The 24,770-nt window shown below is 59.3% G+C and carries 27 protein-coding genes and 1 tRNA gene; 6 read left to right on the forward strand and 22 right to left on the reverse strand.

Going from position 1 to position 24,770, the window contains the following annotated elements; genetic code table 11:
• The first annotated feature begins 67 nt into the window (after positions 1-67).
• On the forward strand, positions 68-1,498 hold the full coding sequence (locus tag BM300_RS06685) for a hypothetical protein (RefSeq protein ID WP_092145122.1): 1,431 nt from the start codon (positions 68-70) through the stop codon (positions 1,496-1,498).
• Positions 1,499-1,647: 149 nt separating this feature from the next.
• Here the strand turns inward: BM300_RS06685 and BM300_RS06690 are convergent.
• From BM300_RS06690 to BM300_RS06775, 18 genes are all read right to left on the reverse strand, one after another.
• Positions 1,648-1,723: transfer RNA gene (locus BM300_RS06690), tRNA-Lys, on the reverse strand.
• A 63-nt stretch (positions 1,724-1,786) separates the two neighbouring features.
• The gene (gene queC, locus BM300_RS06695) at positions 1,787-2,461 is read right to left on the reverse strand and encodes a 7-cyano-7-deazaguanine synthase QueC (RefSeq protein ID WP_170862027.1); all 675 of its coding nucleotides are present in this window, start codon (positions 2,459-2,461) and stop codon (positions 1,787-1,789) included.
• A 19-nt stretch (positions 2,462-2,480) separates the two neighbouring features.
• Positions 2,481-3,128, reverse strand: a complete 648-nt coding sequence (gene queE, locus BM300_RS06700) for a 7-carboxy-7-deazaguanine synthase QueE (protein ID WP_072348921.1) — start codon at positions 3,126-3,128, stop codon at positions 2,481-2,483.
• 166 nt (positions 3,129-3,294) lie between these two features.
• On the reverse strand, positions 3,295-4,134 hold the full coding sequence (ybgF, locus tag BM300_RS06705; RefSeq protein WP_063324615.1) for a tol-pal system protein YbgF: 840 nt from the start codon (positions 4,132-4,134) through the stop codon (positions 3,295-3,297).
• A gap of 6 nt (positions 4,135-4,140) precedes the next feature.
• A complete protein-coding gene (gene pal, locus BM300_RS06710) occupies positions 4,141-4,638 on the reverse strand; it encodes a peptidoglycan-associated lipoprotein Pal (protein ID WP_003178634.1) in 498 nt (165 codons plus the stop codon).
• A gap of 52 nt (positions 4,639-4,690) precedes the next feature.
• Positions 4,691-5,992 carry a Tol-Pal system beta propeller repeat protein TolB gene (gene tolB / locus BM300_RS06715; protein ID WP_063324614.1) on the reverse strand — a complete coding sequence of 434 codons (1,302 nt, stop codon included), beginning with the start codon at positions 5,990-5,992 and terminating at the stop codon, positions 4,691-4,693.
• Entirely contained in the window at positions 5,989-7,065 is a 1,077-nt protein-coding gene (tolA, locus tag BM300_RS06720) for a cell envelope integrity protein TolA (protein WP_092145116.1), read from the reverse strand. Before tolA ends, tolB begins: the two co-directional genes overlap by 4 nt.
• Entirely contained in the window at positions 7,065-7,517 is a 453-nt protein-coding gene (tolR, locus tag BM300_RS06725; RefSeq protein WP_161798348.1) for a protein TolR, read from the reverse strand. The genes tolA and tolR overlap by 1 nt, the downstream gene beginning before the upstream one ends.
• 23 nt (positions 7,518-7,540) lie before the next feature.
• Complete coding sequence (gene tolQ, locus BM300_RS06730; protein WP_014339916.1) at positions 7,541-8,236, reverse strand: protein TolQ; 696 nt, start codon at positions 8,234-8,236, stop codon at positions 7,541-7,543.
• The gene (gene ybgC, locus BM300_RS06735) at positions 8,226-8,693 is read right to left on the reverse strand and encodes a tol-pal system-associated acyl-CoA thioesterase (RefSeq protein ID WP_092462382.1); all 468 of its coding nucleotides are present in this window, start codon (positions 8,691-8,693) and stop codon (positions 8,226-8,228) included. The genes tolQ and ybgC overlap by 11 nt, the downstream gene beginning before the upstream one ends.
• Before the next feature lie 127 nt (positions 8,694-8,820).
• Positions 8,821-9,882, reverse strand: a complete 1,062-nt coding sequence (gene ruvB / locus BM300_RS06740) for a Holliday junction branch migration DNA helicase RuvB (protein WP_003178599.1) — start codon at positions 9,880-9,882, stop codon at positions 8,821-8,823.
• The gene (ruvA, locus tag BM300_RS06745) at positions 9,883-10,491 is read right to left on the reverse strand and encodes a Holliday junction branch migration protein RuvA (RefSeq protein WP_058542614.1); all 609 of its coding nucleotides are present in this window, start codon (positions 10,489-10,491) and stop codon (positions 9,883-9,885) included.
• Between the two features lie 113 nt (positions 10,492-10,604).
• Positions 10,605-11,129 (reverse strand): crossover junction endodeoxyribonuclease RuvC, encoded by a 525-nt coding sequence (gene ruvC, locus BM300_RS06750; RefSeq protein ID WP_092345659.1) that lies wholly within the window; start codon positions 11,127-11,129, stop codon positions 10,605-10,607.
• A 181-nt stretch (positions 11,130-11,310) separates the two neighbouring features.
• On the reverse strand, positions 11,311-12,057 hold the full coding sequence (locus BM300_RS06755) for a YebC/PmpR family DNA-binding transcriptional regulator (protein WP_018614256.1): 747 nt from the start codon (positions 12,055-12,057) through the stop codon (positions 11,311-11,313).
• 120 nt (positions 12,058-12,177) lie between these two features.
• Positions 12,178-13,953 (reverse strand): aspartate--tRNA ligase, encoded by a 1,776-nt coding sequence (aspS, locus tag BM300_RS06760; protein ID WP_058542615.1) that lies wholly within the window; start codon positions 13,951-13,953, stop codon positions 12,178-12,180.
• 75 nt (positions 13,954-14,028) lie between these two features.
• Positions 14,029-14,250, reverse strand: coding sequence for an FmdB family zinc ribbon protein (locus BM300_RS06765; protein ID WP_003178589.1), 222 nt, complete (start codon positions 14,248-14,250; stop codon positions 14,029-14,031).
• A 148-nt stretch (positions 14,251-14,398) separates the two neighbouring features.
• Entirely contained in the window at positions 14,399-14,743 is a 345-nt protein-coding gene (locus BM300_RS06770; protein WP_063324611.1) for a ribbon-helix-helix domain-containing protein, read from the reverse strand.
• Between the two features lie 302 nt (positions 14,744-15,045).
• Positions 15,046-15,516, reverse strand: coding sequence for a Dps family protein (locus BM300_RS06775; protein WP_092145112.1), 471 nt, complete (start codon positions 15,514-15,516; stop codon positions 15,046-15,048).
• Positions 15,517-15,910: 394 nt separating this feature from the next.
• Between BM300_RS06775 and BM300_RS31525 the strand changes: the two genes are divergently transcribed.
• Positions 15,911-16,516: a cold-shock protein gene (locus BM300_RS31525; RefSeq protein WP_003205048.1), complete on the forward strand. Its 606-nt coding sequence runs from the start codon at positions 15,911-15,913 to the stop codon at positions 16,514-16,516.
• Between the two features lie 79 nt (positions 16,517-16,595).
• On the opposite strand, the gene BM300_RS06790 is transcribed toward BM300_RS31525, so the two are convergent.
• Both BM300_RS06790 and BM300_RS06795 read right to left on the reverse strand, forming a co-directional pair.
• Positions 16,596-16,802, reverse strand: coding sequence for a SlyX family protein (locus BM300_RS06790; RefSeq protein ID WP_003205050.1), 207 nt, complete (start codon positions 16,800-16,802; stop codon positions 16,596-16,598).
• 3 nt (positions 16,803-16,805) lie between these two features.
• Positions 16,806-17,231 (reverse strand): HIT family protein, encoded by a 426-nt coding sequence (locus BM300_RS06795; protein ID WP_092145111.1) that lies wholly within the window; start codon positions 17,229-17,231, stop codon positions 16,806-16,808.
• 887 nt (positions 17,232-18,118) lie between these two features.
• Between BM300_RS06795 and BM300_RS06800 the strand changes: the two genes are divergently transcribed.
• A complete protein-coding gene (locus tag BM300_RS06800) occupies positions 18,119-19,375 on the forward strand; it encodes an OprD family porin (RefSeq protein WP_092145109.1) in 1,257 nt (418 codons plus the stop codon).
• A 162-nt stretch (positions 19,376-19,537) separates the two neighbouring features.
• On the opposite strand, the gene BM300_RS06805 is transcribed toward BM300_RS06800, so the two are convergent.
• Together BM300_RS06805 and BM300_RS06810 are read right to left on the reverse strand one after the other, a co-directional pair.
• Positions 19,538-20,380 carry a mechanosensitive ion channel family protein gene (locus tag BM300_RS06805; protein WP_063324606.1) on the reverse strand — a complete coding sequence of 281 codons (843 nt, stop codon included), beginning with the start codon at positions 20,378-20,380 and terminating at the stop codon, positions 19,538-19,540.
• A 152-nt stretch (positions 20,381-20,532) separates the two neighbouring features.
• Positions 20,533-21,018, reverse strand: a complete 486-nt coding sequence (locus BM300_RS06810; protein ID WP_060740892.1) for a YajQ family cyclic di-GMP-binding protein — start codon at positions 21,016-21,018, stop codon at positions 20,533-20,535.
• Positions 21,019-21,160: 142 nt separating this feature from the next.
• On the opposite strand from BM300_RS06810, the gene BM300_RS06815 reads away from it, so the two are divergent.
• From BM300_RS06815 to BM300_RS06825, 3 genes are read left to right on the forward strand one after another with little or no spacing between them, the layout of a single operon-like run.
• Complete coding sequence (locus tag BM300_RS06815) at positions 21,161-22,078, forward strand: putative 2-dehydropantoate 2-reductase (protein WP_092462384.1); 918 nt, start codon at positions 21,161-21,163, stop codon at positions 22,076-22,078.
• A 46-nt stretch (positions 22,079-22,124) separates the two neighbouring features.
• A complete protein-coding gene (locus tag BM300_RS06820; protein ID WP_063324604.1) occupies positions 22,125-24,161 on the forward strand; it encodes a sensor histidine kinase in 2,037 nt (678 codons plus the stop codon).
• Positions 24,162-24,163: 2 nt separating this feature from the next.
• Positions 24,164-24,745: a cob(I)yrinic acid a,c-diamide adenosyltransferase gene (locus tag BM300_RS06825; RefSeq protein ID WP_063324603.1), complete on the forward strand. Its 582-nt coding sequence runs from the start codon at positions 24,164-24,166 to the stop codon at positions 24,743-24,745.
• Positions 24,746-24,770 lie beyond the last annotated feature (25 nt).

The following is a 24,770-nucleotide window of genomic DNA, read 5'->3' on the forward strand; positions in this document are numbered from 1 at the left end:
GATTTAGCTGGTGCGACTTGGCGTTACTATACCTGCCAGGATTTTTACCTCGTAAGGGAGCTACGCCTTGTCCGTCATTCCTGACAGAACCTTCGCTGAAGTGCTCAAGCACACCGTCAAACGCATTCTTTCCTATTGGACCCAGATCACCGTCACGTTAGGCCTGCTCGCGACAGGGCTTGGGTTCGTCACGTTGTACCTTTATACCCGGACGATTGGACGAATCGATCTGTTCATGCCGTCCATCGATGTGAAGTCTGCACTGTTGGTCTGGGTCGTGCTGGTCCTGCTGCTGATGCTGTCGTATTTGTTCATCTTGGGGGCGACAACGTGGATGTTCGGCTGCTCGGTTTCGCTTTTTTCAAACATGAAGGACAACCAATCGAAGATTGTTTTCTATCTGGTGTTCCCCACGGTTGTGGGATTTAGCGCGTTCATCTGGGCCACCTTTTTCCTGTCCACATTGAACGCCTGGACGATATTCGCGGCATTGCTCCTGATCGTCTTCGTTGCGTGCTTTCTCATGTACGCATTCACGCCGTTCAAAAGAGTCATCAGGAAAAGCACACTTGTCCAAGCCAGGCTGGAGCGAGCCCGCTTGAAACGCCTGGCAGCCCATCAACAAATAAAGCGGAAAAAGCTGCAGCAACATAAACCTGCCCGCCCCCGGAAGGCCTGGCTGCAAAAATGGCTCACCTGTTTGCAGGCACTCAAAAACAAGACGACGCCAGCGTGGCGCTGGCTAAAAGAAAAATGGCAGCGGCTACAGGCGTGGGTACGGGCTCGCAAAGAGTTCTGGCTCGTCACCCTGCTCTCGATCTCCATATTCGTCACCGTGCTCTTCGCCGCCTTTCCAATCCTGCTGACGATACGTTCATATATGGAGAGGGAAACACCTGACACCGTCCCCTACGTGGCGGGTCTGTCCTGGCTGACACTCATCTTCACCCTGCTACCGGTCGTCATATTTCATTGTTTCAAGGGGGACATCTACAGGCGGACCTTCAATGGCCTGATCGCAATGATCCTGGCCTTCTGCGCCTTCACATTGCTTTCGCCGGGCAGTTTGAGCCAGATCACCTACATCGCAGCAGGAGGCTTATCGGTTCGCCAACAAACGGCGGAGCGATACGCCTTGCCAGAAGAGATAAAACTGCAAGACCTGAGCGCCACCATGTGGAAAACACGTCAGGTTGCTGCGCAAAAAATAGAAGTCGAGGCGTTCCAGTTGTATTCCTTTGGGGACGTACTGTTACTGTGCCCAAAAGACATGCTGTCACTTGAACTCAAAGAGCTGAAAAACTACTCGAAGTTCTGTGTCAGCACGCTCAATAGCAAGGTTGTGCGCAAACCTCGGTTACCGGTATTCGCCAGGAAACCACAGAAAGAATGGGCTTGCCGGGTGCCCTCATGGCAGATCCAGGCAGGACGTTGGCTCGCATGGGAAGCGCTGGTTTCTGGCGCTCATCGCTCCGCGTCGGGCGAGAAAAAGGGCTGAAGGCCCTGGCAGTCGTGAGCATGGCGACGGCTCCACGACAGGACTGCTGACTCCCTGCCCTTGGGCGGGAGGACACTTAATTCCAGGCAAAAAAAAATCCGGAAATCCTCACTTTCGTGGGCCTTCCAGACTTTTAAAACTGCAAAAAATGGTGGGTCGTGTGGGATTCGAACCTACGACCAATTGGTTAAAAGCCAACTGCTCTACCAACTGAGCTAACGACCCGCTGTGTGGTGGCGCGTATAATACTGATTTCTAAGGACTATTCAACACCTAATTTGAAATAAATCAAAAATAACGGGTTGGATCGCTCACACCCGCCGCGGCAAAGCCTTCTGCGCGCAGGCGGCAGCTGTCGCACTTGCCGCAAGCACGGCCCTGATCGTCGGCCTGATAGCAGGAAACAGTGAGCCCATAGTCCACGCCAAGCTTCACACCGGCCTTGACGATGTCGGCCTTGCTGAGATTCTGCAACGGTGCCTGGATGCGGAAACCCTGCCCTTCTACGCCGGCCTTGGTCGCCAGGTTCGCCATGCGCTCGAAGGCTTCGACGAACTCCGGGCGGCAATCCGGGTAACCGGAGTAATCCACAGCATTGACGCCGATGAAAATATCACGGGCGCCCAGCACTTCGGCCCAGCCCAATGCCAAGGACAGGAATACGGTGTTACGCGCCGGCACATAGGTCACCGGGATGCCTTCGCTAGGCGCCTCCGGCACGTCGATGGAGCTGTCGGTCAAGGCCGAGCCACCAATGCCGTTGAGGTTCAGGCCGATCACTTTGTGTTCCACCACGCCCAGGTCCCGGGCCACTCGCTCGGCCGCGTGCAGTTCTGCGCGGTGGCGCTGACCATAATCGAAACTCATGGTGTAGCAGCGGTAACCCTCGGCACGGGCCATGGCCACGACGGTGGCCGAATCCAGGCCGCCGGACAACAGGATGACCGCACGTTTTTCGGCAATGTTCGAATGTTCAGTCATATCAGCGCCCCGGCTCGTCGTTCCAAAGATATTTATGCAGCTGCAGTTGCAGGCGCACCGGCAGGTTATCCGCCACCACCCAGTCCGCCAGGTCCCGAGCGCTCAAATCGTGATGGCTCGGCGACAACAACACTTCGCCGGCCCGTTGGTCGAGCCCGTACTGGATCAGCTTGGACACGGCCCAGTCGTAATCTTCCCGTGAACAGATTACGAATTTGACCTGATCGTTAGGGGTCAGCAACTCGATATTCTCGTAACGGTTACGGTGCGCTTCCTTGGAGCCTGGAGTCTTCAGGTCCACGACGCGGCTGACGCGCGGGTCGACGGCCGAGATATCCAGGGCGCCGCTGGTTTCCAGGGAAACCTCGTAACCGGCATCACACAACTGCTTGAGCAAGGGGATGGCGTTGGGTTGCGCCAAGGGCTCGCCGCCCGTGACACAGACATAACGCGGACGATAACTGGCCACTTGCTCCAGGATATCGTCGAGGGTTCGCACAGTGCCGCCGCTGAACGCGTAGGCACTGTCGCAGTATTGGCAACGCAGCGGGCAACCGGTGAGGCGCACAAATACTGTGGGCAGCCCAGCCGTCCGCGTTTCACCCTGCAAAGAGTGAAAAACTTCGGTGATTCTCAATGTGTCTTGCATAGTCGCCACGGGCGTAACAGCTAAACAGGCTGTCCGCCTCCGTCAGGCACTTCAAGGAACCCCGCCAACGCGCAGATCCCAAAAAGCGTGTTTCATAAAAAGGGCGTGAATTCTAACGAAAAAACCCGCGACAGGCGCGGGTTTCTTCAAAACAGGTCAAGCCAGCTTACATGCGTTGCAGATCGCGCTGGGCCAACTGGGCGGCGGATGTCCCCGGATATTGGGCCACCACCTGCTGCAGAATGCCTTTTACCTTGTCGGTGTGACCGAGGCGGCGCTCTACATCAGCCAGCTTGTACAGCGAATCCGGCACCTTGGCGTGCTTGGGATACAGTTGCGAAACCTTGGCGAATGCCTGGCCGGCACCTTGCAGGTCGCCTTTGGCCAGGTTCACTTCGCCCAACCAGTATTGGGCATTGCCCGCGTACTGGCTGTTTGGGTATTTGCGCAGGAAAGCGGCAAAAGCCTGGCTGGCCTTGTCGAAATCCTTGGCCTTGATCAAGTCGAAGGCAGCATCGTAATAGAGCTTTTCCTTCGCCGGATCAGCCGGCTCGCCACCGGCGGCAGGTGCTGCGGGAGCGGCTGCCCCCGCGCCTGCGGCTGCGCCGGGGGCGTTCAAGTCGCCACCGGCAGGAGAATTCTCAGGAGTCGCGGCAGGTGCAGGTGCAACGCCGGTTCCTATGCGCCGATCAAGATCCTGGTATCGCTCCAGGTTTTCCTGCTTCATGCGCGAAATATCATTTTGCAGTTCTTCGATCACACCCTGTTGGCGCGAGATCTGATCCTGCATTTGCTGCAGTTGGTTGAACAGCTGGCCCTGTGCCGAGACAGGGGCCGAAACCCCTCCCCCGGCATAGGCGCCGTTCGTACCGTAACCCGCAGGCGGATAGCTACTCCCGCTATTGTTATAGCCGGCATCGTTATCGACCACAGGAACCGCAGCCCACGCCGCAAGCGGCGCAAGGCTGAGAGCCAGAACAGTTACAGCACGACGGCACGTTCGCATGACGAATTACTTACGCAGTTCGACGCGACGGTTTTGAGCCCAGGACTGCTCGTCGTTGCCGGTAGCAACTGGACGCTCTTCGCCGTAGGAAACCAGTTCCAGCTGAGCTGGGGAAACACCTTGCAGTACCAGGTAGCGCTGAACGGCTTTCGCACGACGCTCGCCCAGTGCCATGTTGTACTCACGAGTACCACGTTCGTCGGTGTTGCCTTCCAGAACAACGCGAGCGCCGTTTGCTTTCAGGTCCTTGGCGTGAACGTCCAGAGCGCGCATGGCTTCTGGCTTCAGGTCCGAGCTGTCGTATTCGAAGTAGAAGGTGGTGATTGCGCGCAGAGCAGCTTCTTCGCTCAGGGAGCCGTCAACTGCACCGGTGTTAGCGCCGTAACCAGCGTTTGGATCAACAGCGCCTTCACCGGCATTGTCGCCGCCTTTGGACGAGCAACCTACAGCTACAGCCATGGCCAGAGCCAGCGCAGCAAATTTACCAAACTTCAGCATTTCCATCGTGAAACTCCTAATGAACCCCAGTGTGTTAAGTAAAACGTATAGCGCCGCGTCAGTTCAGGTAAGGGGACCAGGACGGTTCTCTGACTTCGCCTTGAGCGGTAGGAAGCGGGAGCCTCACGCGTCCATTAATGGACACGAGCATCAAGACTCCCCGGCCCTGCTGGCGGGTGGCGTAGATTACCATGGTGCCGTTGGGCGCAACAGTGGGTGACTCGTCCAGAGTGCTATCAGTGAGGATTTTTACGCTACCGCGCTGCAAATCCTGGGCCGCCACCTTGAAATTAGTGAAACCATCCTGGCGATGGATCATCACCAGGGTCTTTTCATCTGCCGACAGCTTCGGGTTGGCGTTGTAGTTACCGACGAACGTCACGCGTTCGGCACCGCCGCCACCCGCACTGGTCTTGTAGATCTGTGGCTTGCCGCCACGGTCGGAGGTGAAGTAGATGGTCGAGCCATCCTTGCCCCAGAACGGTTCGGTGTTGATGCCCGGGCCGTTGGTGACACGGGAAATCGAACGCGAAGCCAGGTTCATCACGTAGATGTCCGGGTTGCCGTCCTTGGACAGTACGAACGCCAGCCGCGAGCCGTCCGGCGACCAGGCTGGCGCACCGTTCAGGCCTTCGAAGTTGGTGATCTGCTCACGACGACCGGTGTCGATGTGCTGCACGAAAATGCGCGGACGCTTCTGCTCGAACGAGACATAGGCGATGCGCTTGCCATCGGGGGCAAAGCGCGGCGACAGGATCGGCTCGCGCGACTGCAGCAGAGTCACCGCACGGGCGCCGTCATAGTCGGAGCGCTGCAGGGTGTAGCGGGTGTTGTTCTCGGAGAAGCGCTCGGCCGTCACGTAGAGCATGCGAGTGGAGAACGCGCCCTTGATGCCGGTAAGTTTCTCGAACGACTGGTCGGCGATGTAGTGCGCCATGTCACGCAATTGATCGACGCTGCCCGACACGCTGCCGGTCAGCACTTGCTGTTCGGTGGCGACGTTGAACAGGGCGTACTGCACCTGCAGGCGACCGCCAGCCGGAACGATGCTGCCGACCATGATGTACTGGGCGCCCAGGGCCTTCCAGTCACGGTAGATGACTTCGCTGGCCTGGGTTGGCAGGCTGATCATGTTCTGCTTCGGAATCGGCGCGTAGTAACCCGAGTTGCGCAGGTCGTTGCCGATGATTTCCGCCATGTCGTCCGGCAGGACGTTACCGCCCTGCCAGCCGAACGGTACGACGGCAATCGGGGTCGCCCGGTCGCTGCCGCTGGTGACCAGGATGTTCTTTTCCTCTGCTACCGCTATCCCTGCCAGGCAGCAGATAACGACCAGCATTGATCGAAGAAGGTTTCTCACAAGGCTAGATCCTCAGGTGTGAATGTCATCTTGAATGAACGATAGGGAGCAAAGTCGCTCGGTTTCATTCCTTGCATTTCCGTCAATCGCCCAATGTTCTTGACCGCTGCGACCGCCGAAGCGTCGAACGGACCGTCACCACTGGACTTGGCGACGCTGACCGAGGTAACCGTACCGTCGGGCAACATGCCGATTTGCAATACGACCGTCATGCCTTTGCGCGCCGAAGGTGGACGAGCCCAGCCTTCTGCCGCTCGTGCGCGAATCAAGTCATCGTAGCTGCCGGCGACTTCATCGCCCTGCTCATCAGCCAATGCCTGCTGGCGCTCCGGCGTGTCGGAAAGCAAATCTGCCAAGGCCTGGGCCTTTTTGTCTTCGGCGGATTTACGCGCTGCGTCCTGGGCCTTTTTCTTGGCGGCGTCGGCGGCGGCTTTCTTCTTCGCGTCTTCGGCGACTTTCTTTTTCGCCTCTTCAGCTTCAGCTTTCTTCTTGGCGTCTTCGGCGGCTTTTTTCTTCGCGTCCTCGACGATCTTTTTCTTCGCTTCTTCAGCGGCCGCTTTCTTGGCCTCTTCTTCAGCGGCTTTCTTGGCTTCTTCTTCGGCTTTCTTCTTGGCTATATCAGCCAATTGTTTCTCTTCTGCCTTTTTGGCCTCGGCTTTCTTCGCTTCGTCGGCTTTCTTGGCTTCGTCAGCCTTTTTCGCCTCGTCCGCTTTTTTCGCCTCATCGGCCTTCTTGGCTTCCTCGGCCTTTTGAGCCGCTTCCTCTTTCTTTTGTTCCGCGGCCTTTATCGCTTCCTGCTCGACCTTCTTCTGTTCCATTTGCTCGACTTCAGTCTGGCGCGCGGCAGACTTCTTCGCCTCACCGGCAAGCTTCTGGTTCGTCTGGGTCGTCGCCTGGCTTTTCGACTTGAGCTGGTACAACGTCGCCTGCACGATCGGCTTGGCCGGTGGCAACTCCGGAGTCATGGCAAAACTGACGAACAGCATGCCGAACACCAGCACATGCAGGCCGATGGCCAGGACACTGGGCCAGAAGTAGCTTTCCGAGGCGGACGGCTCTCGCTGTTGCTGCATCAGGGCGCCTCAGTGATCAAGCCAACATTACCGACCCCGGCTTTCTGCAGGCCGCCCATGGCCCCCATCACGGCACCGTAGTCGACGGTCTTGTCGCCGCGAATGAAGACTTGCGTGCGCTTGCCGGCATCGTTGCCGACACGAATGATCTTGGTCACCGCATCGGTCATCTGCGGCAACGTCATGGCCCGGTCCTGCTGCTTCTCGGTGTCGACTTCGCTGCCAAGGTTCCAGTAGTAGGTCTTGTCAGCCTTGATCGAAATGGTCAGGACCTGGGTGTTGTTGTCCTGCGGCAAGGCTTCGCTGGAAACCTTGGGCAGATCGACCTTCACGCCCTGATTGAGCATCGGCGCGGTCACCATGAAGATGACCAGCAGCACCAACATCACGTCGATGTAGGGCACCACGTTCATCTCGGCGACCGGCTTGCGCTTTTTTCGGGCTCGAGCGATTAAAGCCATTGGGAAATACCTGCTTATTCTTCGCTGGTGTGCACTTTACGGTGCAGGATCGCCTGGAATTCATCGGCGAAGGTGTAGTAACGGCCGGTCAGCATTTCGCTGCGGGCAGCGAAGCGGTTGTAGGCGATAACGGCCGGGATGGCCGCGAACAGACCGATGGCGGTGGCGATCAGTGCCTCGGCGATACCCGGGGCCACGGTGGCGAGGGTCGCTTGCTGGGCGGAAGCCAGGCCACGGAAGGAGTTCATGATCCCCCACACGGTACCGAACAGACCGATGTACGGGCTGACCGAACCAACGGTGGCCAGGAACGACAGGCCCTGTTCGAGCTTCTCTTCCTCGCGGGAAATGGCGACGCGCATGGCACGGGCCACACCTTCCATCACCGCCTCAGGGTCGACGCCCGGCTGCTGGCGCAGGCGAGAGAACTCCTTGAAGCCGGCACGGAAGATCTGCTCGACGCCCGAGTCCGGGTCAGGGTTGCTACCGGCCTGGCGATAGAGCTTGGACAGGTCGATGCCGGACCAGAAACGCTCCTCGAAGCTCTCCAGGGCACGACGACCGGCGCGCAGCATGTTGCTGCGCTGAAAGATCATGATCCATGAGGTCACCGATGCGGCTACCAGGGTCAGCATTACCAGTTGCACCACGACGCTGGCATTGCTGACCAGGCTCCACATGGAGGAATGGTCGACGACGTTAGCTTCCACGCTTTATCTCCTGCTCTGAGTGTGTACCCGCGCCGCTCACGCCGGCAAAGGCCGCACGTAGAGCTTCGGGAATGGCCCGGGGTTTCAAACTATGGGTGCGCACACAGGCCACCAAAAACTGCCCGTCACAGAGCAGCACGTTATCCGTAGCCCGCCTGACCTGCTGCTTGAAACGCAGGCTGACACGGTTCAATTCGATGACATCGGCACTTACCAGCAACTCGTCGTCCAGTCGCGCCGGCGCGTGGTAGCGCGCTTCGCTGGAATGCACGACGAATAACAGGTCCTCCCCTGCCAGCGCGGATTGGGCAAAACCCAGTTCCCGCAGCCGTTCGGTTCGAGCCCGTTCCATAAACTTGAGGTAATTGACGTAGTAGACGATGCCGCCAGCATCGGTGTCCTCGTAATAAACGCGACAGCGATGTGCGAACGACTCCAGCCCGTTTTGCGCGCGCATACTCTAGTGCTTACTCCTCAGGTTGCCAATCGGCCAGGCAACTGTTTTTTCATTCTCGAACGCATTGACGCTCCAGGCGTCGTCTGGGACAGCACGAACTGGAAAAAAGTCGGCGTACAGAGCTCGTTCAATCGTCCACGGCATCGAGGAATTCGTCTACCACCGGCATCTCACCCATTCGTGTCGGGATGTTTAAACCAAAATGCAGATAAGCATGACGGGTCACCACGCGCCCGCGAGGGGTACGCATGATGTAGCCCTGCTGGATCAGGTACGGTTCCAGCACATCTTCAATGGTGTGGCGCTCTTCGCTGATGGCCGCCGCCAGGCTGTCCACGCCCACCGGGCCACCGTCGAACTTCTCGATCATGGTCAGCAGCAGGCGCCGGTCCTGGTGGTCGAAACCACGCTCGTCGATGTCCAGCAGGTTCAACGCCAGGTCGGCAATCGGCTTGGTGATGTGGCCCTTGGCCCGGACTTCGGCAAAATCCCGGACCCTGCGCAGCAGGCGGTTGGCGATCCGCGGCGTGCCCCGGGCACGCCGGGCGATCTCATACGCACCGTCCGGGTCCAGCGGCAACCCGAGGATGCCCGCCGAGCGGCTGACAATCGTCGCCAGGTCGGCGTTGTTGTAGAACTCCAGGCGCTGGACGATACCGAAGCGGTCGCGCAACGGGTTGGTCAGCATGCCTGCGCGAGTGGTGGCGCCCACCAGGGTGAAGGGCGGCAGGTCCAACTTGATGGAGCGTGCCGCCGGCCCTTCGCCGATCATGATGTCGAGCTGGAAATCTTCCATGGCCGGGTACAACACTTCCTCGACGATCGGCGACAGCCGATGGATTTCGTCGATGAACAGCACATCATGGGGCTCAAGGTTGGTCAGCAGCGCCGCCAGGTCACCCGGCCGCTCGAGGACCGGCCCGGACGTGCTCTTGATCGAGACGCCCATTTCCTGGGCAATGATGTTGGCCAGGGTGGTCTTGCCCAGGCCCGGCGGGCCGAAGATCAAGGTGTGGTCCAGCGACTCGCTGCGCCCACGGGCGGCCTGGATGAACAACTCCATCTGCTCGCGCACGGTCGGTTGACCGATGTAGTCGGCCAGGCTGACAGGACGAATCGCGCGGTCCTGGATTTCCTCGCGGTCACGGGGCGCGCCCGTGGCGGCGATCAGGCGGTCAGCTTCAATCACTTAAATCATTCCCTTCAGGGCACGACGAATCATGTCTTCAGTGCTCAGGCCTTTTTCCTTGATAGCGGAAATCGCCTTGCTGGCTTCCTGCGGCTTGTAGCCCAGGGAGATCAACGCGGTGACTGCATCGTTTTCGGCGCTGACCGCAGGCGCAGGCGCATCCGGCTGGTTCGGCACCAGGGCGAACATCGCCGGCACCGCCTCCCAGGCCTTGAAGCGGTCCTTGAGTTCGACCAGCAGGCGCTCGGCGGTTTTCTTGCCCACACCCGGCACCTTGGTCAGGGCCGAAGTGTCCTGGGACTGCACACAACGCACCAATTCATCGACTTCCAGGCTCGACATCAAGGCCAGGGCCAGTTTCGGGCCGACGCCATTGAGACGGATCAGTTCGCGGAAGAAATCCCGCTCGCGCTTGCCGACGAAGCCATAGAGTAACTGCGCATCCTCGCGCACGACCAAATGGGTGTGCAGGGTCAGCGGCTCGCCGACCGACGGCAAGCGATACAGCGTGGTCATGGGCACTTCCAGCTCATAGCCCAGGCCGTTTACATCCAGAATCAGGTGCGGCGGCTGTTTTTCAGCCAGGGTGCCGCGCAAGCGTCCAATCACGTTTCAGATCCTTGGGTGTTGGCCAGCCTTGGCTGGCGAGTAACAGCCCGGGCAGGAAGGCCGACGACACAGGCGCAAGATGCTCGGGCTCACGAAAGATTGCGCTGATGCTATCAGAGACGCAGGCGCCCGCCACGACTGCGTGCGGTTCCCAGGCCGTGAGGCAACAGGCTGGAACGGGTATGGGCATGGCAAATGGCAATGGCCAGGGCGTCCGAGGCATCGATCTGCGGCTTGCTGACCAGTTTCAACAGGTGCATCACCATCATTTGCACCTGCTCCTTGTTCGCCGCCCCGGTTCCGACGACCGCCTGCTTGACCTGGGTCGCGGTGTACTCGGCGATCTCCAGGTTTTCCTCGGCGCCAGCAACGATTGCCGCGCCCCGGGCCTGCCCCAGTTTCAAGGCCGAGTCGGCGTTGCGCGCCATGAAGACCCTTTCGATGCCCATGGTGACCGGGCCGTAGGTCTGGATAACTTCGCGAACGCCGCGATAAACGATCTGCAAGCGCTGGTGCAGTTCACCCGCCCCGGTGCGGATGCAACCGGACGCGACGTACACGCAGCCGCGCCCGGTATCGCGAACCACACCGTAGCCGGTGATGCGCGAACCAGGGTCGATACCAAGGATTAAAGTCATAGCGCCTGCGAAAGGTAATGCGGTTACAAGAGGATACAGCTCATCAAGGGCTTGCAGTGGATCCGTGGCGAGGGAGCTTGCTCCCGCTGGGCTGCGCAGCAGACCTTTTTGGGAGCGCTTCGCACTCCAGCGGGAGCAAGCTCCCTCGCCACAATGATTTCAAACAAGCCTTGAGCGCCCGTCAGCCCAGCTGTTCAGCCACCGACTCCGGAATATCGGCATTGGAATAAACGTTCTGCACGTCATCCAGGTCTTCCAGCATGTCGATCAGCTTGAGCACCTTCTCGGCCCCTTCCAGGTCCAGTTCGGCACTGGTGGTCGGCTGCATGACGATCTCTGCGTCGGCGGGCTTGAAGCCGGCCGCCTCCAGGGCGTTGCGCACGGCATAGAAGCTGGCGAACGACGTGAACACGTCGAACGAACCGTCTTCATGACTGACCACGTCATCGGCGTCGGCCTCCAGGGCCGCTTCCGTCAGGGCATCTTCATCGAGGCCCGGCGCGAAGCTGATCTGCCCCTTGCGCTCGAACAGATAGGCCACCGAGCCGTCGGTGCCCAGGTTGCCACCGCATTTGCTGAACGCGTGACGCACGGCGGCGGCAGTACGGTTGCGGTTGTCGGTCATGCATTCGACCATCACCGCCACGCCGCCCGGGCCATAACCTTCGTAGGTCAGCTCTTCAACGTTGTCGGCCTCGGTCGCACCCGCGCCACGGGCGATGGCCCGGTCGATGATGTCGCGGCTCATGTTGGCACCCAGCGCCTTGTCCAGGGCCAGGCGCAAGCGCGGGTTGGAACCGGGGTCGCCGCCACCCTGGCGGGCCGCGACCGTCAGTTCACGGATCCACTTGGTGAAGATCTTGCCTCTCTTGGCATCCTGACGTTCTTTGCGGTGCTTGATGTTCGCCCACTTGGAATGACCTGCCATAACTCGCTCCGTTTCTCTTTGGAACATTGCCCGCCCTGCGCGTACGCAGTGGCCGGCAATCAGAAATATCGACCCCAATGAAAAGGCGCATCCGAAGATGCGCCCTCTCAGGTGCCAGCCTTACTCAGCTTTTGGCTGTTCACGCAGACGAATGTGCAACTCGCGCAATGCCTTGGCATCCACCACACCCGGCGCCTGGGTCATGACATCGGCCGCGCTCTGGGTTTTCGGGAACGCGATCACTTCACGGATCGACTGGGCGCCGGTCATCAGCATCACCAGGCGGTCCAGGCCGAAGGCCAGGCCACCGTGGGGCGGTGCACCGTACTTCAGGGCGTCGAGCAGGAAGCCGAACTTCTCTTCCTGCTCGGCTTCGTCGATGCCCAGCAGGCGGAACACTGCCTGTTGCATTTCCTTGCGGTGGATACGGATCGAACCGCCACCCAGCTCGGTGCCGTTCAGGACCATGTCGTAAGCGCGCGACAGAGCGGTGGCCGGGTTGGCCTCCAACTCTTGCGGCGAGCACTTCGGCGCGGTGAACGGGTGGTGCAGCGCCGAGAAGCTGCCGTCGTCGTTTTCTTCGAACATCGGGAAGTCGACGACCCACATTGGCGCCCACTCGCAAGTCAGCAGCTTCAGGTCGTGACCCAGCTTGATGCGCAGCGCGCCCAAGGCTTCGCTGACGATCTTGGCCTTGTCGGCGCCGAAGAACACGATGTCGCCGTCAACCGCGCCCACGCGATCGAGGATCACATTGAGGTTGGCTTCAGGGATGTTTTTCACGATCGGCGATTGCAGGCCATCAACACCCGCGGCGCGCTCGTTGACCTTGATGTAGGCCAGGCCCTTGGCACCGTAGATGCCGACGAACTTGGTGTAGTCGTCGATCTGCTTGCGCGGCATGCTGGCCCCGCCAGGAACGCGCAGGGCCGCGATACGGCATTTCGGGTCGTTGGCCGGGCCGCTGAACACCTTGAACTCGACGTCCTTGAGCTGGTCAGCCACGTCCACCAGCTCCAGCGGGTTACGCAGGTCCGGCTTGTCGGAACCGTAGCGGCGCATGGCCTCTTCGAAGGTCATGTGCGGGAACTCGCCGAATTCCAGGCCCAGCACTTCCTTGAACAGGTTGCGGATCATGCCTTCGGTCAGGCCCATGATGTCTTTTTCGTCGAGGAAGCTGGTCTCGATGTCGATCTGAGTGAACTCAGGCTGACGGTCGGCACGCAGGTCTTCGTCGCGGAAGCACTTGGCGATCTGGTAGTAGCGATCGAACCCGGCCACCATCAGCAGTTGCTTGAACAGCTGTGGCGATTGCGGCAAGGCGAAGAAGCTGCCGGGGTGGGTACGGCTCGGCACCAGGTAGTCGCGGGCGCCTTCCGGCGTGGCGCGGGTCAGGATCGGCGTCTCGACATCGAGGAAGCCGTTCTCGTCCAGGTAACGACGGATGCTGGTGGTCATGCGCGAACGCAGGCGCAGCTTCTCGGCCATCTCCGGGCGACGCAGGTCGATGAAGCGGTAGCGCAGGCGGGTTTCTTCGCCCACGTCGGAGTATTCGTTGAGTGGGAACGGCGGGGTTTCCGATTCGTTGAGCACTTCAAGCTCGTAACCCAGCACTTCGATCATGCCGGACGCCATGTTGGCGTTGCCAGCACCGGCCGGACGCAGGCGCACCTTGCCGGTGATCTTGACCACGTATTCGCTGCGCACGCGGTCGGCGGTGGCGAAGGTGTCAGCGCGGTCCGGATCGAACACCACCTGGGCCAGGCCTTCACGATCACGGATATCGAGGAAAATCACCCCGCCATGGTCACGGCGACGATGGACCCATCCGCAAAGAGTAACTTCCTGACCTTCCAGGCTTTCGTTCAGTTGGCCGCAATAATGGCTGCGCATCATGGTAGTGGTTTCACTTCTCGTAATTCGAAATTCGGTTGGAGGACCTGCCCGTGCAAGCACTCGCGCGTGTTCAACTCAATCTGCTTTGTCGCCACCGGCCAAATTCTTCTTGGCGCCGGTCTTGAAGTCGGTTTCATACCAGCCTGTGCCGCCGAGGCGGAAACCAGGCATGGACAGCATCTTTTTCAGTTCTGGCGCCTGGCAGGCAGGGCAGTCGACCAGCGGTGCCGCGCTGATCTTTTGAATGGCTTCCATCTGATGACCACAGGAAGCACATTGATAGTCGTACATCGGCATGGGGTTGTCTCGGCGATCAGGTTACTCGCGCAAAGGCTGGGCTTTGCGGCAAAGAGCGGGATTATATCCATTAAATGCGGCCTGTGCAGCCGTAAGACCGCACAGGCCGTTTGCAGTCCGACTCAGTCATCGACAGGGCAGCTACCCGTCAATGACAGTCCGCCACCTGCGACACGGTCTCCTTCAAACCGTGCACCACGCATACAACACGCACCAGCGCGCTGAAATTGCGTACCCCGCCATGGCGCAGGTGCACCTCTCTGTCGACATGGGACAGCAACGTACTGATGGAACAGCTGTTGAGCTGGGCCATGTCGCCGAGGATATCCCAATAGACCTGCTCCAGCCGCAGACAGGTGGCGAACCCGTTCAGACGAATGGATCGGGCCAGGGGACGCACCAGTTGCATGTCGAAACCCCTGACGAACGGATCGACGCTGATGGACTGAAAGCGCCCACGCACACCCTCCTCCGGTTCCTTTCCTTGAATCATACCGTTGACACTCCTTTGCCATACGAGCCTCTCAGTTGGAACAATCCACCTGTGGCTCTATGGAAGCTCAACGGCATCGCCAGTTCCAGACGACTTTATGACCATGGGCGTAGGACAAGCCAACAGCAGGCAGGCGACGAATTACGTCGTCCTACACCTGTGGCGAGGGAGCTTGCTCCCGTTCGGCTGCGCAGCAGGCGCAAAATCTTCCAGCCTCCAAAGAATCAGCGTCTGGTATGGGGGTCGCTGCGCAACCCAGCGGGAGCAAGCTCCCTCGCCACGACATTACAACGCGCTCCCTATTAGTTTTCCAACAGCGCCCGCAGCATCCACGCGGTCTTTTCGTGAACTTGCATGCGCTGGGTCAGCAGGTCGGCGGTGGGCTCATCACTGACCTTGTCCAATAAGGGAAAGATGCCACGGGCCGTACGCGTCACCGCTTCCTGGCCCTCGACCAGTTGCCGGATCATGTCTTCGGCGCCAGGCACGCCTTCCTCTTCCTTAATAGAAGACAGGCGCGCGTACACCGAGTAGGCCCCCGGAGCCGGGAAACCCAGGGCGCGGATGCGCTCGGCAATCAGGTCCACCGCCAGGGCCAGCTCGTTGTATTGCTCCTCGAACATCAGGTGCAGGGTGCGAAACATCGGCCCCGTGACGTTCCAATGGAAATTGTGGGTCTTGAGATACAGCACATAAGTGTCCGACAGCAGGCGCGAAAGCCCGTCGACGATGGATTTGCGGTCTTCTTCACTGATACCGATATCAATTGCCATGCTGGTTGATCTCCTGACGGTGATGAATTCGACAACGCCCCAAACTCTAGTGGTTTTGGCCGCCGATGGCCTGCGACAGATCGCCAGCCCTCCTGAACCGACAAGCCGGGGCAGCGGGCGGTTCCGACACCTCGAGGAATTCAACGCCGTTTGCCTGGCACCTTCAAGCATCGGCGAGTCTTTTCTGGCCGACGAACAGCGCGGTGCGCGCCCGTAACGGGTTTGAGAAGGCCCGAGCTTTACTGTTAAATAGGCAGTGTGTCGCTACGCTTATTTTCCCGGGTGTGGCGCATAGGCTGATTCGGGTACGTGTCCAACGCCTCTCATTGTTTCGAAGCGAACCGTCCCCGACCCGCTCTTCCTTGTGATCTGTCTTAACCGTGAGCCAATCAAAATGTTGAAAATCGTCCACTTGCTAATGGGCGCAGCTGCCCTGCTGCTGTCCTTCATCCCTAGCCTGGGTTCCGAAGCCACACCTTACCTGCAACACCCCGATGCACTGTACCTGGCCTTTTTCGGCCTGCTCAACCTGACCCTTGCACCCGTCATCCCTTACTGGAACAAAGGTCCACGTCACCAACTGCAAAACCTGGTCAGCGCCCTGCTGGTACTGGCCGTTGCCCTGCAAACCCTGGCCCTGCTGGCACCCATGCCGGAAATCGGCGGTCAACCGGCCATTCTGTTCAGCCTGGGCGCGGCACTGCTCGCCGTGGCACTGCACCTGGCCGTCAGCTTCTACAAGAAGTCGTCGCCGGCCGCCGCTGCGCAGAACTACGACATGTCCAACCGCGATACCGGCACGGTGAAGTGGTTCAATACGTCCAAAGGGTTCGGTTTCATCTCCCGCGACTCCGGCGATGACATTTTCGTGCATTTCCGGGCCATTCGTGGCGAAGGCCATCGCGTCCTGGTGGAAGGCCAGCGCGTGGAGTTCTCCGTGATGAACCGCGACAAGGGCCTGCAGGCCGAAGATGTGATCGCCGCGCTGCCGCGCCGCTGATCCCTGCCCCTAAAAAAACCGCGATGCAGCCTGGCTGCTCGCGGTTTTTTATTGCCCGTCAAACGAGAGTCGGGCCCAGTCAGTAGTGAGGAGGCGGCGCCTCTTCTTCGAACGACTCGAACTGCCCGGCCATTTCTTCCTGGCGCTTGAGCAACGCCGCCATCTGCAGTTGCAGACGCTCGACGATCCGCTGCTGCTCCACAAGCACATCGTTCAATGCCTGGATGGTGTCATCCTGAAACGCCAGGCGGCTTTCCAGATCGGTTACGCGGTCTTCAAGGTTCATGGTTCAGCCCTCCAGAAACTTGAAATCATCGGTCAAGGCCATTCGCAACCGTTCACGAATGGCCGCGACCTGCCCTGCATTATAAGGCTGGGCCGGGTGCTTGCCCCAGACCGGCGCGGGCCAGGCGGCGTCATCCCGTTTGCGCACGATGACGTGCATGTGCAGTTGACTGACAACGTTACCCAAGGTTGCAACGTTCATCTTGTCGGCATCGAACGAATCCTTGAGGGTTTCGGCCAGCGCCGTGGTTTCTTTCCACAGCTGTTGTTGATCAACGTCATCCAATTGAAACAATTCGCTGATATCTTCCCGCCGCGGTACGAGGATGAACCACGGGTAGTTCGAATCGTTGGACAAGAGCAGTCGGCACAATGGGAAATCACCGATTGGCAATGTGTCTTGTTGCAGTCGTGGATCTAAAGCGAACACCGCGTGTACTCCTCGCTCGTTATCGGTTCTGCCCGGTTTGGCGGCCTACGGGCCTGCATCGGACTCAGATGCGCAGCATACCCGCGAACGCCGGATCGATCACGGTGTACCGTCCTGATGCTCGTCCTGCGAAGTTTTTTCAACACACAGCATCAACCTGTGCAAGCTGACGCACCAACACAGCGCAAGCGGCACCACACAGTCCTGACAGGACCGTGCCAGGGGCCCACGCAAGGCCTCGGCGTTGTAAGATTTTCGTACAGCCGGAAAATTTTTTGCACCAAAACAGCACAGTGCGTCTACGCTCAGTGCACAAAGCATCCGTGATCTACTCACTGGGTAGGGTGAACCGGTAACGTTTTTGATTGTCTCGCCGCGTTTGTCGGCGTCAATCACGAGAGCCGCACACGAGTCAACCCTATTTAAAACAAGGCCTTTGGAGCCCGGTTTCATGAGGTTTCACCGCGTCAACCGGTGAAATGTGAAAAAAATGTAAACGAAATTCGGGTTTGAGCATGCTTGTTGCATTCATCCCCGCACTGTCCAAAGGCCTCGCCGGAAGCGAGAACCTGCCGACATACAAATTAAAGTGGCAAGGCTGCCCATAGGAGCTTCAAGCGCGGTAATGACGGACTCTTTACACCGATGCCGGAAAAGAAAAAACAACATTAAGTTGTGGATACGGTTGCGTCGGACCAGCTGAAATGCGACATGGATCGAGCCATTGGCGACATGGTCGTAAAGAAGCTGAAAGGTTGAATGGGCAAGTATCGCCAAAGAATGTCGACGTGATATAAGTTTGCGCCGACACAAAAAGAAAGAGCCGCCCAGATAAAAAAACAGGTGGGACGGCAGTACTCTTCTAAAAACCAAAGGAGCAAATCACGATGCGCGTGATGAAGTGGAGCATGATCGCACTGGCTGTATCGGCCAGTACCTCGCAGTTCGCAATGGCCTCTTCCCAGGAAGAATCCAAGGGTTTTATTGAAGATCAGAGCTTGACTGTTCTGACCCGTGCGCTGTACATGAACCGTGATTTCAAGAACAACCCAAGCACTTCACAAAGTTATCGTGAAGAGTCTGGTGTTGCCGCTCGTGCCATTTACGAGTCGGGTTTCACTCAAGGTACCGTTGGTGTAGGCGTTGATGGCTTCGCATTTGGCACCGTTCGCATTGATGGCGGTAGCGGTCGTGCCGGTAACGGTCTGTTCGCTCGTGACAGCGACGGCAACCTGGAAGACACACAATCGAAGGTGGGCGGCGCGGTTAAATTCCGTCTGTCCGACACCGTCCTGAAATACGGTAACCAGTTCACCACCAGCCCGGTTTTCTCGACTGACGACAGCCGTCTGCTGCCAGAAGTTGCCACGGGTACGCTGATCACCAGCAAAGAAATCAAAGGCTTGGAGTTGAGCGCAGGTCATTTCAACGCCATCAGCTCGCAAACTGGCATGGGAGATGACGGCCTTGGCCTGAAATCTGCTGACATCGTTGGCGCAACCTACCAGTTCACCGACAATTTCGTAGCAGGCGTAGCGGCTTCCGACGTTGAAGATCACTACAAAAAGAAATACATCAACCTGAACTACACCCTGCCGATCAACGAAGACCAGTCCCTGAACTTCGACTTCAACGGTTATGACAGCCAGGATCAGGGCCAGAAAATCAGCGGCGATGTTGACAACCGTATCTGGTCCCTCGCAGCAGCCTATGCCATCGGTGCCCACAAGTTCACCCTGGCTCACCAGCGCTCCTCCGGTGACAGCGGCTATGTGTATGGCGTTGACGGCGGCGGTACCATTTTCCTCGCCAACTCCATCCAGTACTCCGACTTCAACGGTCAGGACGAGCGCTCCTGGCAGGCTCGCTACGACCTGAACATGAAGACCTACGGCGTTCCTGGCCTGAGCTTCATGACTCGTTACGTCAAAGGTGACAACATCTCCACTGGCGGTGAAGAAGGTAAAGAGCACGAACTGGACTTCGAAACCAAGTACGTTCTGCAAAGCGGTCCAGCCAAAGACCTGTCTTTCCGCCTGCGTACTGCGTTCTACCGTGCAAACACCGCTTATAACGAAGCCGGCCAAGTCACTGACAACAATGACACCCGTCTGATCATCGAATACCCACTGAGCATCTTGTAATTCAGTGCTAATTCGATAGCTGCACCCGCAACAAACAAAAACCGCTCACCTGATCCAGGTGAGCGGTTTTTTTATATCCACCGCATGTCAGCTTTAACACAGCTTGTTAAATAGCAAGCTAACTAAACATAACCTGACCCCAGGCCAAGTTATAGCGAATCATTATTGCGCTGCTCCTTCCTGAACCACCCGAATCACTCGCTGTGGAAACGGAATATCAATACCCGCGTCCTTCAAGCGATCCCGCGCTTGTTCATTGAGCATGAACATCACACTCCAATAATCCGCAGTCTTCACCCAGATACGCAGCGACACCGTGATGGAACTGTCGCCCAAGGTGGAAATCACCGCTTCAGGCGCCGGATCCGCCAGCACACGCTCATCCTTGGCCAGGTCCAGCAGCACTTCCCGGGCTTTTTGCAGGTCGGCCTGGTAATCCACGCCGACATCGAACACCACCTTGCGGGTCGGCTGGCGGTTGGTGTTGGTAATGATGCCGTTCGAGAGATTGCCGTTGGGCACAATGACAGTCTTGTTGTCACCGGTGCGCAACACGGTGTGGAAGATCTGGATGCTGTCGACCGTACCGGCCACACCTTGGGCTTCGATCCAGTCACCGATGCGGAACGGACGGAACAGCAGGATCAGCACGCCACCCGCGAAGTTCGCCAAGCTGCCTTGCAGGGCCAGGCCAATCGCCAGGCCGGCGGCACCAATGGCGGCAACGAACGAAGTGGTTTCCACACCGATCATCGAAGCGACGCTGACGATCAACAATATCTTCAGAATGATGTTGGCCAGGGTACTGATGAACCCTTGCAGCGCCAGGTCAGCGTTACGCAGGGCCAGCAGCGCACCCAGTTTCTGCGTGACTTTGTTGATCAACCACCAGCCGATGGCCAGGGTGATGACCGCCAGCAGCACGCGGCTGCCGTATTCCATGATCATGGGGATCCAGGTCTGGGAAGCCTTGACCAGGTTATCCACTTCAGCATTCAAGTCCATCTCTCTCTCCTATTCCTGTTGCCACTAAAAGACCTGCAGAAGCACATTGTGGCGAGGGAGCTTGCTCCCGCTGGCTGCGTAGCAGCCCCTTATAGGTGGGCGCTCCGCACCCAAGCGGGAGCAAGCTCCCTCGCCACAGGGTCACTGAAGTATCAGTCGCGGAAATTATTGAATTGCAGTGGCATACCGAATTCCTTGCCGCGCAGTGCCGCAATGGCTTCCTGCAAGTCGTCACGCTTTTTGCCGGTGACTCGCACCTGCTCGCCCTGGATGGCGGCTTGCACCTTGAGCTTGGCGTCCTTGATATGAGCGACGATCTTCTTTGCCAATTCCTTGTCGATGCCTTCCTTGAGCACGGCTTCCTGCTTCATCAGCTTGCCCGAGGCATAGGCGTCCTTGACCTCAAGGCACTGCACGTCGATCTTGCGCTTGACCAGCGCCAGCTTGAGGATCTCGATCATCGCCTCGAGCTGGAACTCGGCCTCGGCGGTCAGGTTCACGGTCAGGTCTTTTTCCTTGAACTCGAAACTGCCCTTGCCCTTGAGGTCATAACGACGGTCGAGTTCCTTGACGGCGTTTTCAACCGCGTTGGTGACTTCGTGCTTGTCCAGTTCGGATACCACGTCGAATGACGGCATGTAGTGTTCTCCAAATAAAAAGGCGCGCCAGTATCAACGGCGCGCGCTTGGCTTGTGGTTAAAATCGGGCTCATTATAACGGCTCTTTTCCTGCCGACACTGCGAGCCCTCAGATGCCTGCGCCAATCCGAGTAAAAAACTGATGTCGACCACCTGGCATGTCCTGGGGGCCGGCAGTCTCGGCACGTTGTGGGCCACGCGCCTGGCCCGGGCCGGGTTGCCGGTTCGGCTGGTGCTGCGCAACGAAGCCCGCCTGCAAGCCTACCGAAGCGCCGGCGGCCTGACGCTGGAGGAACAGGGCCAGGCGCAAAGCTACCCGATACCTGGCGAAACGGCGGACAACCCAGAACCGATCAGGCGCCTGCTGTTGGCCTGCAAAGCCTACGACGCGGAAGCGGCCGTGGCCTCGGTGGCCCATCGCCTGGACGCCGAATCGGAACTTATCCTGTTGCAGAACGGCCTCGGCAGCCAGGACGCGGTGGCCAATCGTGTGCCCCAAGCCCGTTGCATCAGCGCCTCCAGCACCGAAGGCGCGTTCCGCGACGGTGACTGGCGCGTGGTATTCGCCGGCCACGGCTACACCTGGCTGGGCGATCCTGCTCACCCAGTGGCGCCGTTCTGGCTCGACGACCTGGCCGCCGCTGGCATTCCCCACGAATGGAGCGCCGACATCCTCACCCGGCTCTGGCGCAAGCTGGCGCTCAATTGCGCAATCAACCCGCTGACCGTGCTGCATCACTGCAAGAACGGCGGCTTGCAGGAACACCGCTGCGAAGTGGCGACCTTGTGCGCGGAGCTCACCGACCTGCTCGAACGCTGCGGCCAGCCCGCGGCGGCCGAAGATTTACAGCCGGAAGTCGAACGGGTGATCCAGGCCACGGCCGCCAATTATTCCTCGATGTACCAGGATGTCGCCAATCGGCGCCGCACCGAAATCAGCTACTTGCTCGGTTATGCCTGCAAGGTCGCTCAACGCCATGAACTGAGCGTGCCGCACCTGGAACAACTGCGACAGCGACTGATTGTCCACTTGCACAACCTCGGATTGCCCAGCGACTGAGCAGCGGCTACGCTGGCCCTCGTATTCCTTTTTAGCGACGAGTCTGATGCCATTGCGCCAGCGCCTTGAAAACCTCCCGGTCGGCCAGAAACTGCTGGCCGCCCTGTTGGTGTTGTTGACCACTGTCCTGCTGGTGGCCAACCTGACCTTTATCAGCGCCGCCTACTACATCTCCCAGGAAAGCATGGCACCCCAGGCCCTGCAGACCATTGGCCGGCTGGTGGCCAATCCAAGCCTGATCTCCGACGCCCTGCAATCGCCACAAAGCGCCCAACGCTTGCTCGACGAGCTCAACAGCTACGCACCGCTGCGGGCGGCGGCGCTGTACGACGGCCAGGGCGAACGCCTGGCACAACTGCAACAGGGCGAAAAGCTCAAGCTGCCGGACCATTACCGCAACATACAAGCCTGGCAGGCGGGCGAATTTCGCAGCAACCAGGTCATCACCCTGCCCCGCCCCGGCACGGTGCCCGGCCATCTGTTACTGGTGGCCAGCAGCGAATTGCCGACCGCGTTCTACACCGGCACCCTGACTGCCAGCCTCGGCATCCTGATTTTCAGCGTGTTGCTGTGGCTGATCATTGCCCAGCAGATCAAGCGCCTGATCACCCAGCCAATCCATCAACTCGAAGAACTGTCACGCCAGGTCACCCGCGAAGAGAACTATGCCCTGCGTGCCGCACGCGGCAACCACGATGAGATCGGCAGCCTGGCCGAGGCGTTCAACACCATGCTCTCGCGCATCGAAGCCCGGGAGCAGCAACTCAAGCGCGCGCGGGACGACTCCCAGGCCGCCTACGACCAGGCCCAGGGCCTGGCGGAAGAAACCCGCCACACCAATCGCAAGCTGGAACTGGAAGTCCAGGTGCGCAGCAAGATCGAGAAAAAGCTCACCGGTTTCCAGAATTACCTCAACAGCATTATCGACTCCATGCCGTCGGCGCTGATCGCCCTCGACGAGCAGCTCTACGTCACCCAATGGAACCAGGAAGCCAGCGCCCTCTCCGGCACACGGCTGGACGAGGCGCTGAACCAGCCGATCTTCCTCGCCTTCGAACCGCTCAAACCCTACCTGCCGCAGCTCAAGCAGACCGTCGAGCAGCACACGGTGGCCAAGATCGAACGCGTCACTTGGACCAAGGACGACGAAGCCCGGCATTACGCCCTCACCTTCTACCCGCTGATGGGCGGCGCCGGGCGTGGCGTGGTCATCCGGATCGATGACATCACCCAGCGCCTGTCGCTGGAAGAAATGATGGTGCAATCGGAGAAAATGCTCTCGGTCGGCGGCCTCGCAGCGGGCATGGCCCATGAAATCAACAACCCGTTGGGCGCGATCCTGCACAACGTGCAGAACATCCGCCGTCGCCTGTCGCCGGAACTGCCCAAGAACCTCGAACAGGCCGAGCTGCTGGGTATCCAGTTAGAGGAGGTCAATCGTTACCTCCAGGGTCGGGAGATCCCGCAGTTGCTCGACGGTATCCAGCAAGCCGGCGCCCGGGCAGCAAAAATCGTCACCCACATGCTCAGTTTCAGTCGTCGCAGTACCCGGCAAATGGCGCCTTGCGACCTGCCCGCGCTGATCGACCAGGCAGTGGAAATCGCTGGCAACGACTTCGACCTGGCCATCGGTTTCGACTTCAAGGGCCAGGCGATCACCCGTCAGTTCGACCCGAACCTGGGCCCGGTGCCCGGCACGGCCAACGAGCTGGAACAGGTGCTGCTCAACCTGCTGAAAAACGCCGCCCAGGCGATCCATCAGCGCCAGGACGACAGCGAACCGGGGCGTATCATCCTGCGCACGCGGTTGAATCCGCCGTGGGCGGAAATCCAGGTCGAGGACAATGGCATCGGCATGAGCGAGAACGTGCGCAAACGTACCTTCGAACCTTTCTTCACCACCAAGGAGATCGGCCAGGGCACGGGCCTCGGGCTGTCGGTCTCGTATTTCATCATCACCAACAACCACAAGGGCCAGATGGAAGTGCAGTCGGCGCCGGGCCAAGGCACCTGCTTCACCTTGCGCCTGCCCCTGGCCGGCACTTCAATGGTGCCGCAGGAAAACAGACAACTGGAGCGCTGAGCATGGGTTTTCGCCTGTCGAAGATTTACACCCGCACCGGCGACACAGGTGAAACCGGGTTGGGCGATGGTCGCCGCGTGGCAAAGGACCACCCACGGGTCGAGGCCATCGGCGAAGTGGATACACTGAATAGCCAGCTGGGTTTATTGCTGGCCGGGCTCGCCACTGAAACGACCCGGCATCCGGGGCTGAAGGAGGTCAGTGACGTGCTCGCCCCTTGTCAGCACCGTCTGTTCGACCTCGGCGGGGAACTGGCGATGCCGGCTTATCAGGCCTTGAACGTCGCGGAAATCGAGCGGCTGGAAGCGGCGATCGATGGGTGGAACGAGGAATTGGGCCCCCTGGAAAACTTCATCCTGCCAGGAGGCTCGACGTTGGTAGCCCAGGCCCACGTCTGCCGCAGCCTGGCCCGTAGCGCCGAGCGGCGCTGCCAGCAATTGAACGCCATGGAGCCGCTGGCCGGGCCGGGGCTGGCCTATATCAATCGGTTGTCGGATCTGCTGTTCGTGGCCGCGCGGGTCATTGCCCGGCGGCAAGGGGTGGCGGAGGTGCTTTGGGAAGCGGCGGCCAAGCCTGAGGGCTGATCACCTGCATGATCGTTCCCCACGC

The organism is Pseudomonas sp. NFACC46-3 (assembly GCF_900114515.1).
GTDB classification, from domain to species: Bacteria; Pseudomonadota; Gammaproteobacteria; order Pseudomonadales; family Pseudomonadaceae; genus Aquipseudomonas; species Aquipseudomonas fluorescens_Q.

Excerpts from the sequence above, each read along its gene's own strand:
- queE (WP_072348921.1), bottom strand. The coding sequence starts at position 3,128 with ATGCAAGACACATTGAGAATCACCGAAGTTTTTCACTCTTTGCAGGGT.
- ybgF (WP_063324615.1), bottom strand. The coding sequence starts at position 4,134 with ATGCGAACGTGCCGTCGTGCTGTAACTGTTCTGGCTCTCAGCCTTGCG.
- pal (WP_003178634.1), bottom strand. The coding sequence starts at position 4,638 with ATGGAAATGCTGAAGTTTGGTAAATTTGCTGCGCTGGCTCTGGCCATG.
- tolA (WP_092145116.1), bottom strand. The coding sequence starts at position 7,065 with ATGCAGCAACAGCGAGAGCCGTCCGCCTCGGAAAGCTACTTCTGGCCC.
- ybgC (WP_092462382.1), bottom strand. The coding sequence starts at position 8,693 with ATGCGCGCGCAAAACGGGCTGGAGTCGTTCGCACATCGCTGTCGCGTT.
- ruvC (WP_092345659.1), bottom strand. The coding sequence starts at position 11,129 with ATGACTTTAATCCTTGGTATCGACCCTGGTTCGCGCATCACCGGCTAC.
- BM300_RS06755 (WP_018614256.1), bottom strand. The coding sequence starts at position 12,057 with ATGGCAGGTCATTCCAAGTGGGCGAACATCAAGCACCGCAAAGAACGT.
- aspS (WP_058542615.1), bottom strand. The coding sequence starts at position 13,953 with ATGATGCGCAGCCATTATTGCGGCCAACTGAACGAAAGCCTGGAAGGT.
- BM300_RS06765 (WP_003178589.1), bottom strand. The coding sequence starts at position 14,250 with ATGCCGATGTACGACTATCAATGTGCTTCCTGTGGTCATCAGATGGAA.
- BM300_RS06770 (WP_063324611.1), bottom strand. The coding sequence starts at position 14,743 with ATGATTCAAGGAAAGGAACCGGAGGAGGGTGTGCGTGGGCGCTTTCAG.
- BM300_RS06775 (WP_092145112.1), bottom strand. The coding sequence starts at position 15,516 with ATGGCAATTGATATCGGTATCAGTGAAGAAGACCGCAAATCCATCGTC.
- BM300_RS31525 (WP_003205048.1), top strand. The coding sequence starts at position 15,911 with ATGTTGAAAATCGTCCACTTGCTAATGGGCGCAGCTGCCCTGCTGCTG.
- BM300_RS06790 (WP_003205050.1), bottom strand. The coding sequence starts at position 16,802 with ATGAACCTTGAAGACCGCGTAACCGATCTGGAAAGCCGCCTGGCGTTT.
- BM300_RS06800 (WP_092145109.1), top strand. The coding sequence starts at position 18,119 with ATGCGCGTGATGAAGTGGAGCATGATCGCACTGGCTGTATCGGCCAGT.
- BM300_RS06805 (WP_063324606.1), bottom strand. The coding sequence starts at position 20,380 with ATGGACTTGAATGCTGAAGTGGATAACCTGGTCAAGGCTTCCCAGACC.
- BM300_RS06810 (WP_060740892.1), bottom strand. The coding sequence starts at position 21,018 with ATGCCGTCATTCGACGTGGTATCCGAACTGGACAAGCACGAAGTCACC.
- BM300_RS06815 (WP_092462384.1), top strand. The coding sequence starts at position 21,161 with ATGTCGACCACCTGGCATGTCCTGGGGGCCGGCAGTCTCGGCACGTTG.
- BM300_RS06820 (WP_063324604.1), top strand. The coding sequence starts at position 22,125 with ATGCCATTGCGCCAGCGCCTTGAAAACCTCCCGGTCGGCCAGAAACTG.
- BM300_RS06825 (WP_063324603.1), top strand. The coding sequence starts at position 24,164 with ATGGGTTTTCGCCTGTCGAAGATTTACACCCGCACCGGCGACACAGGT.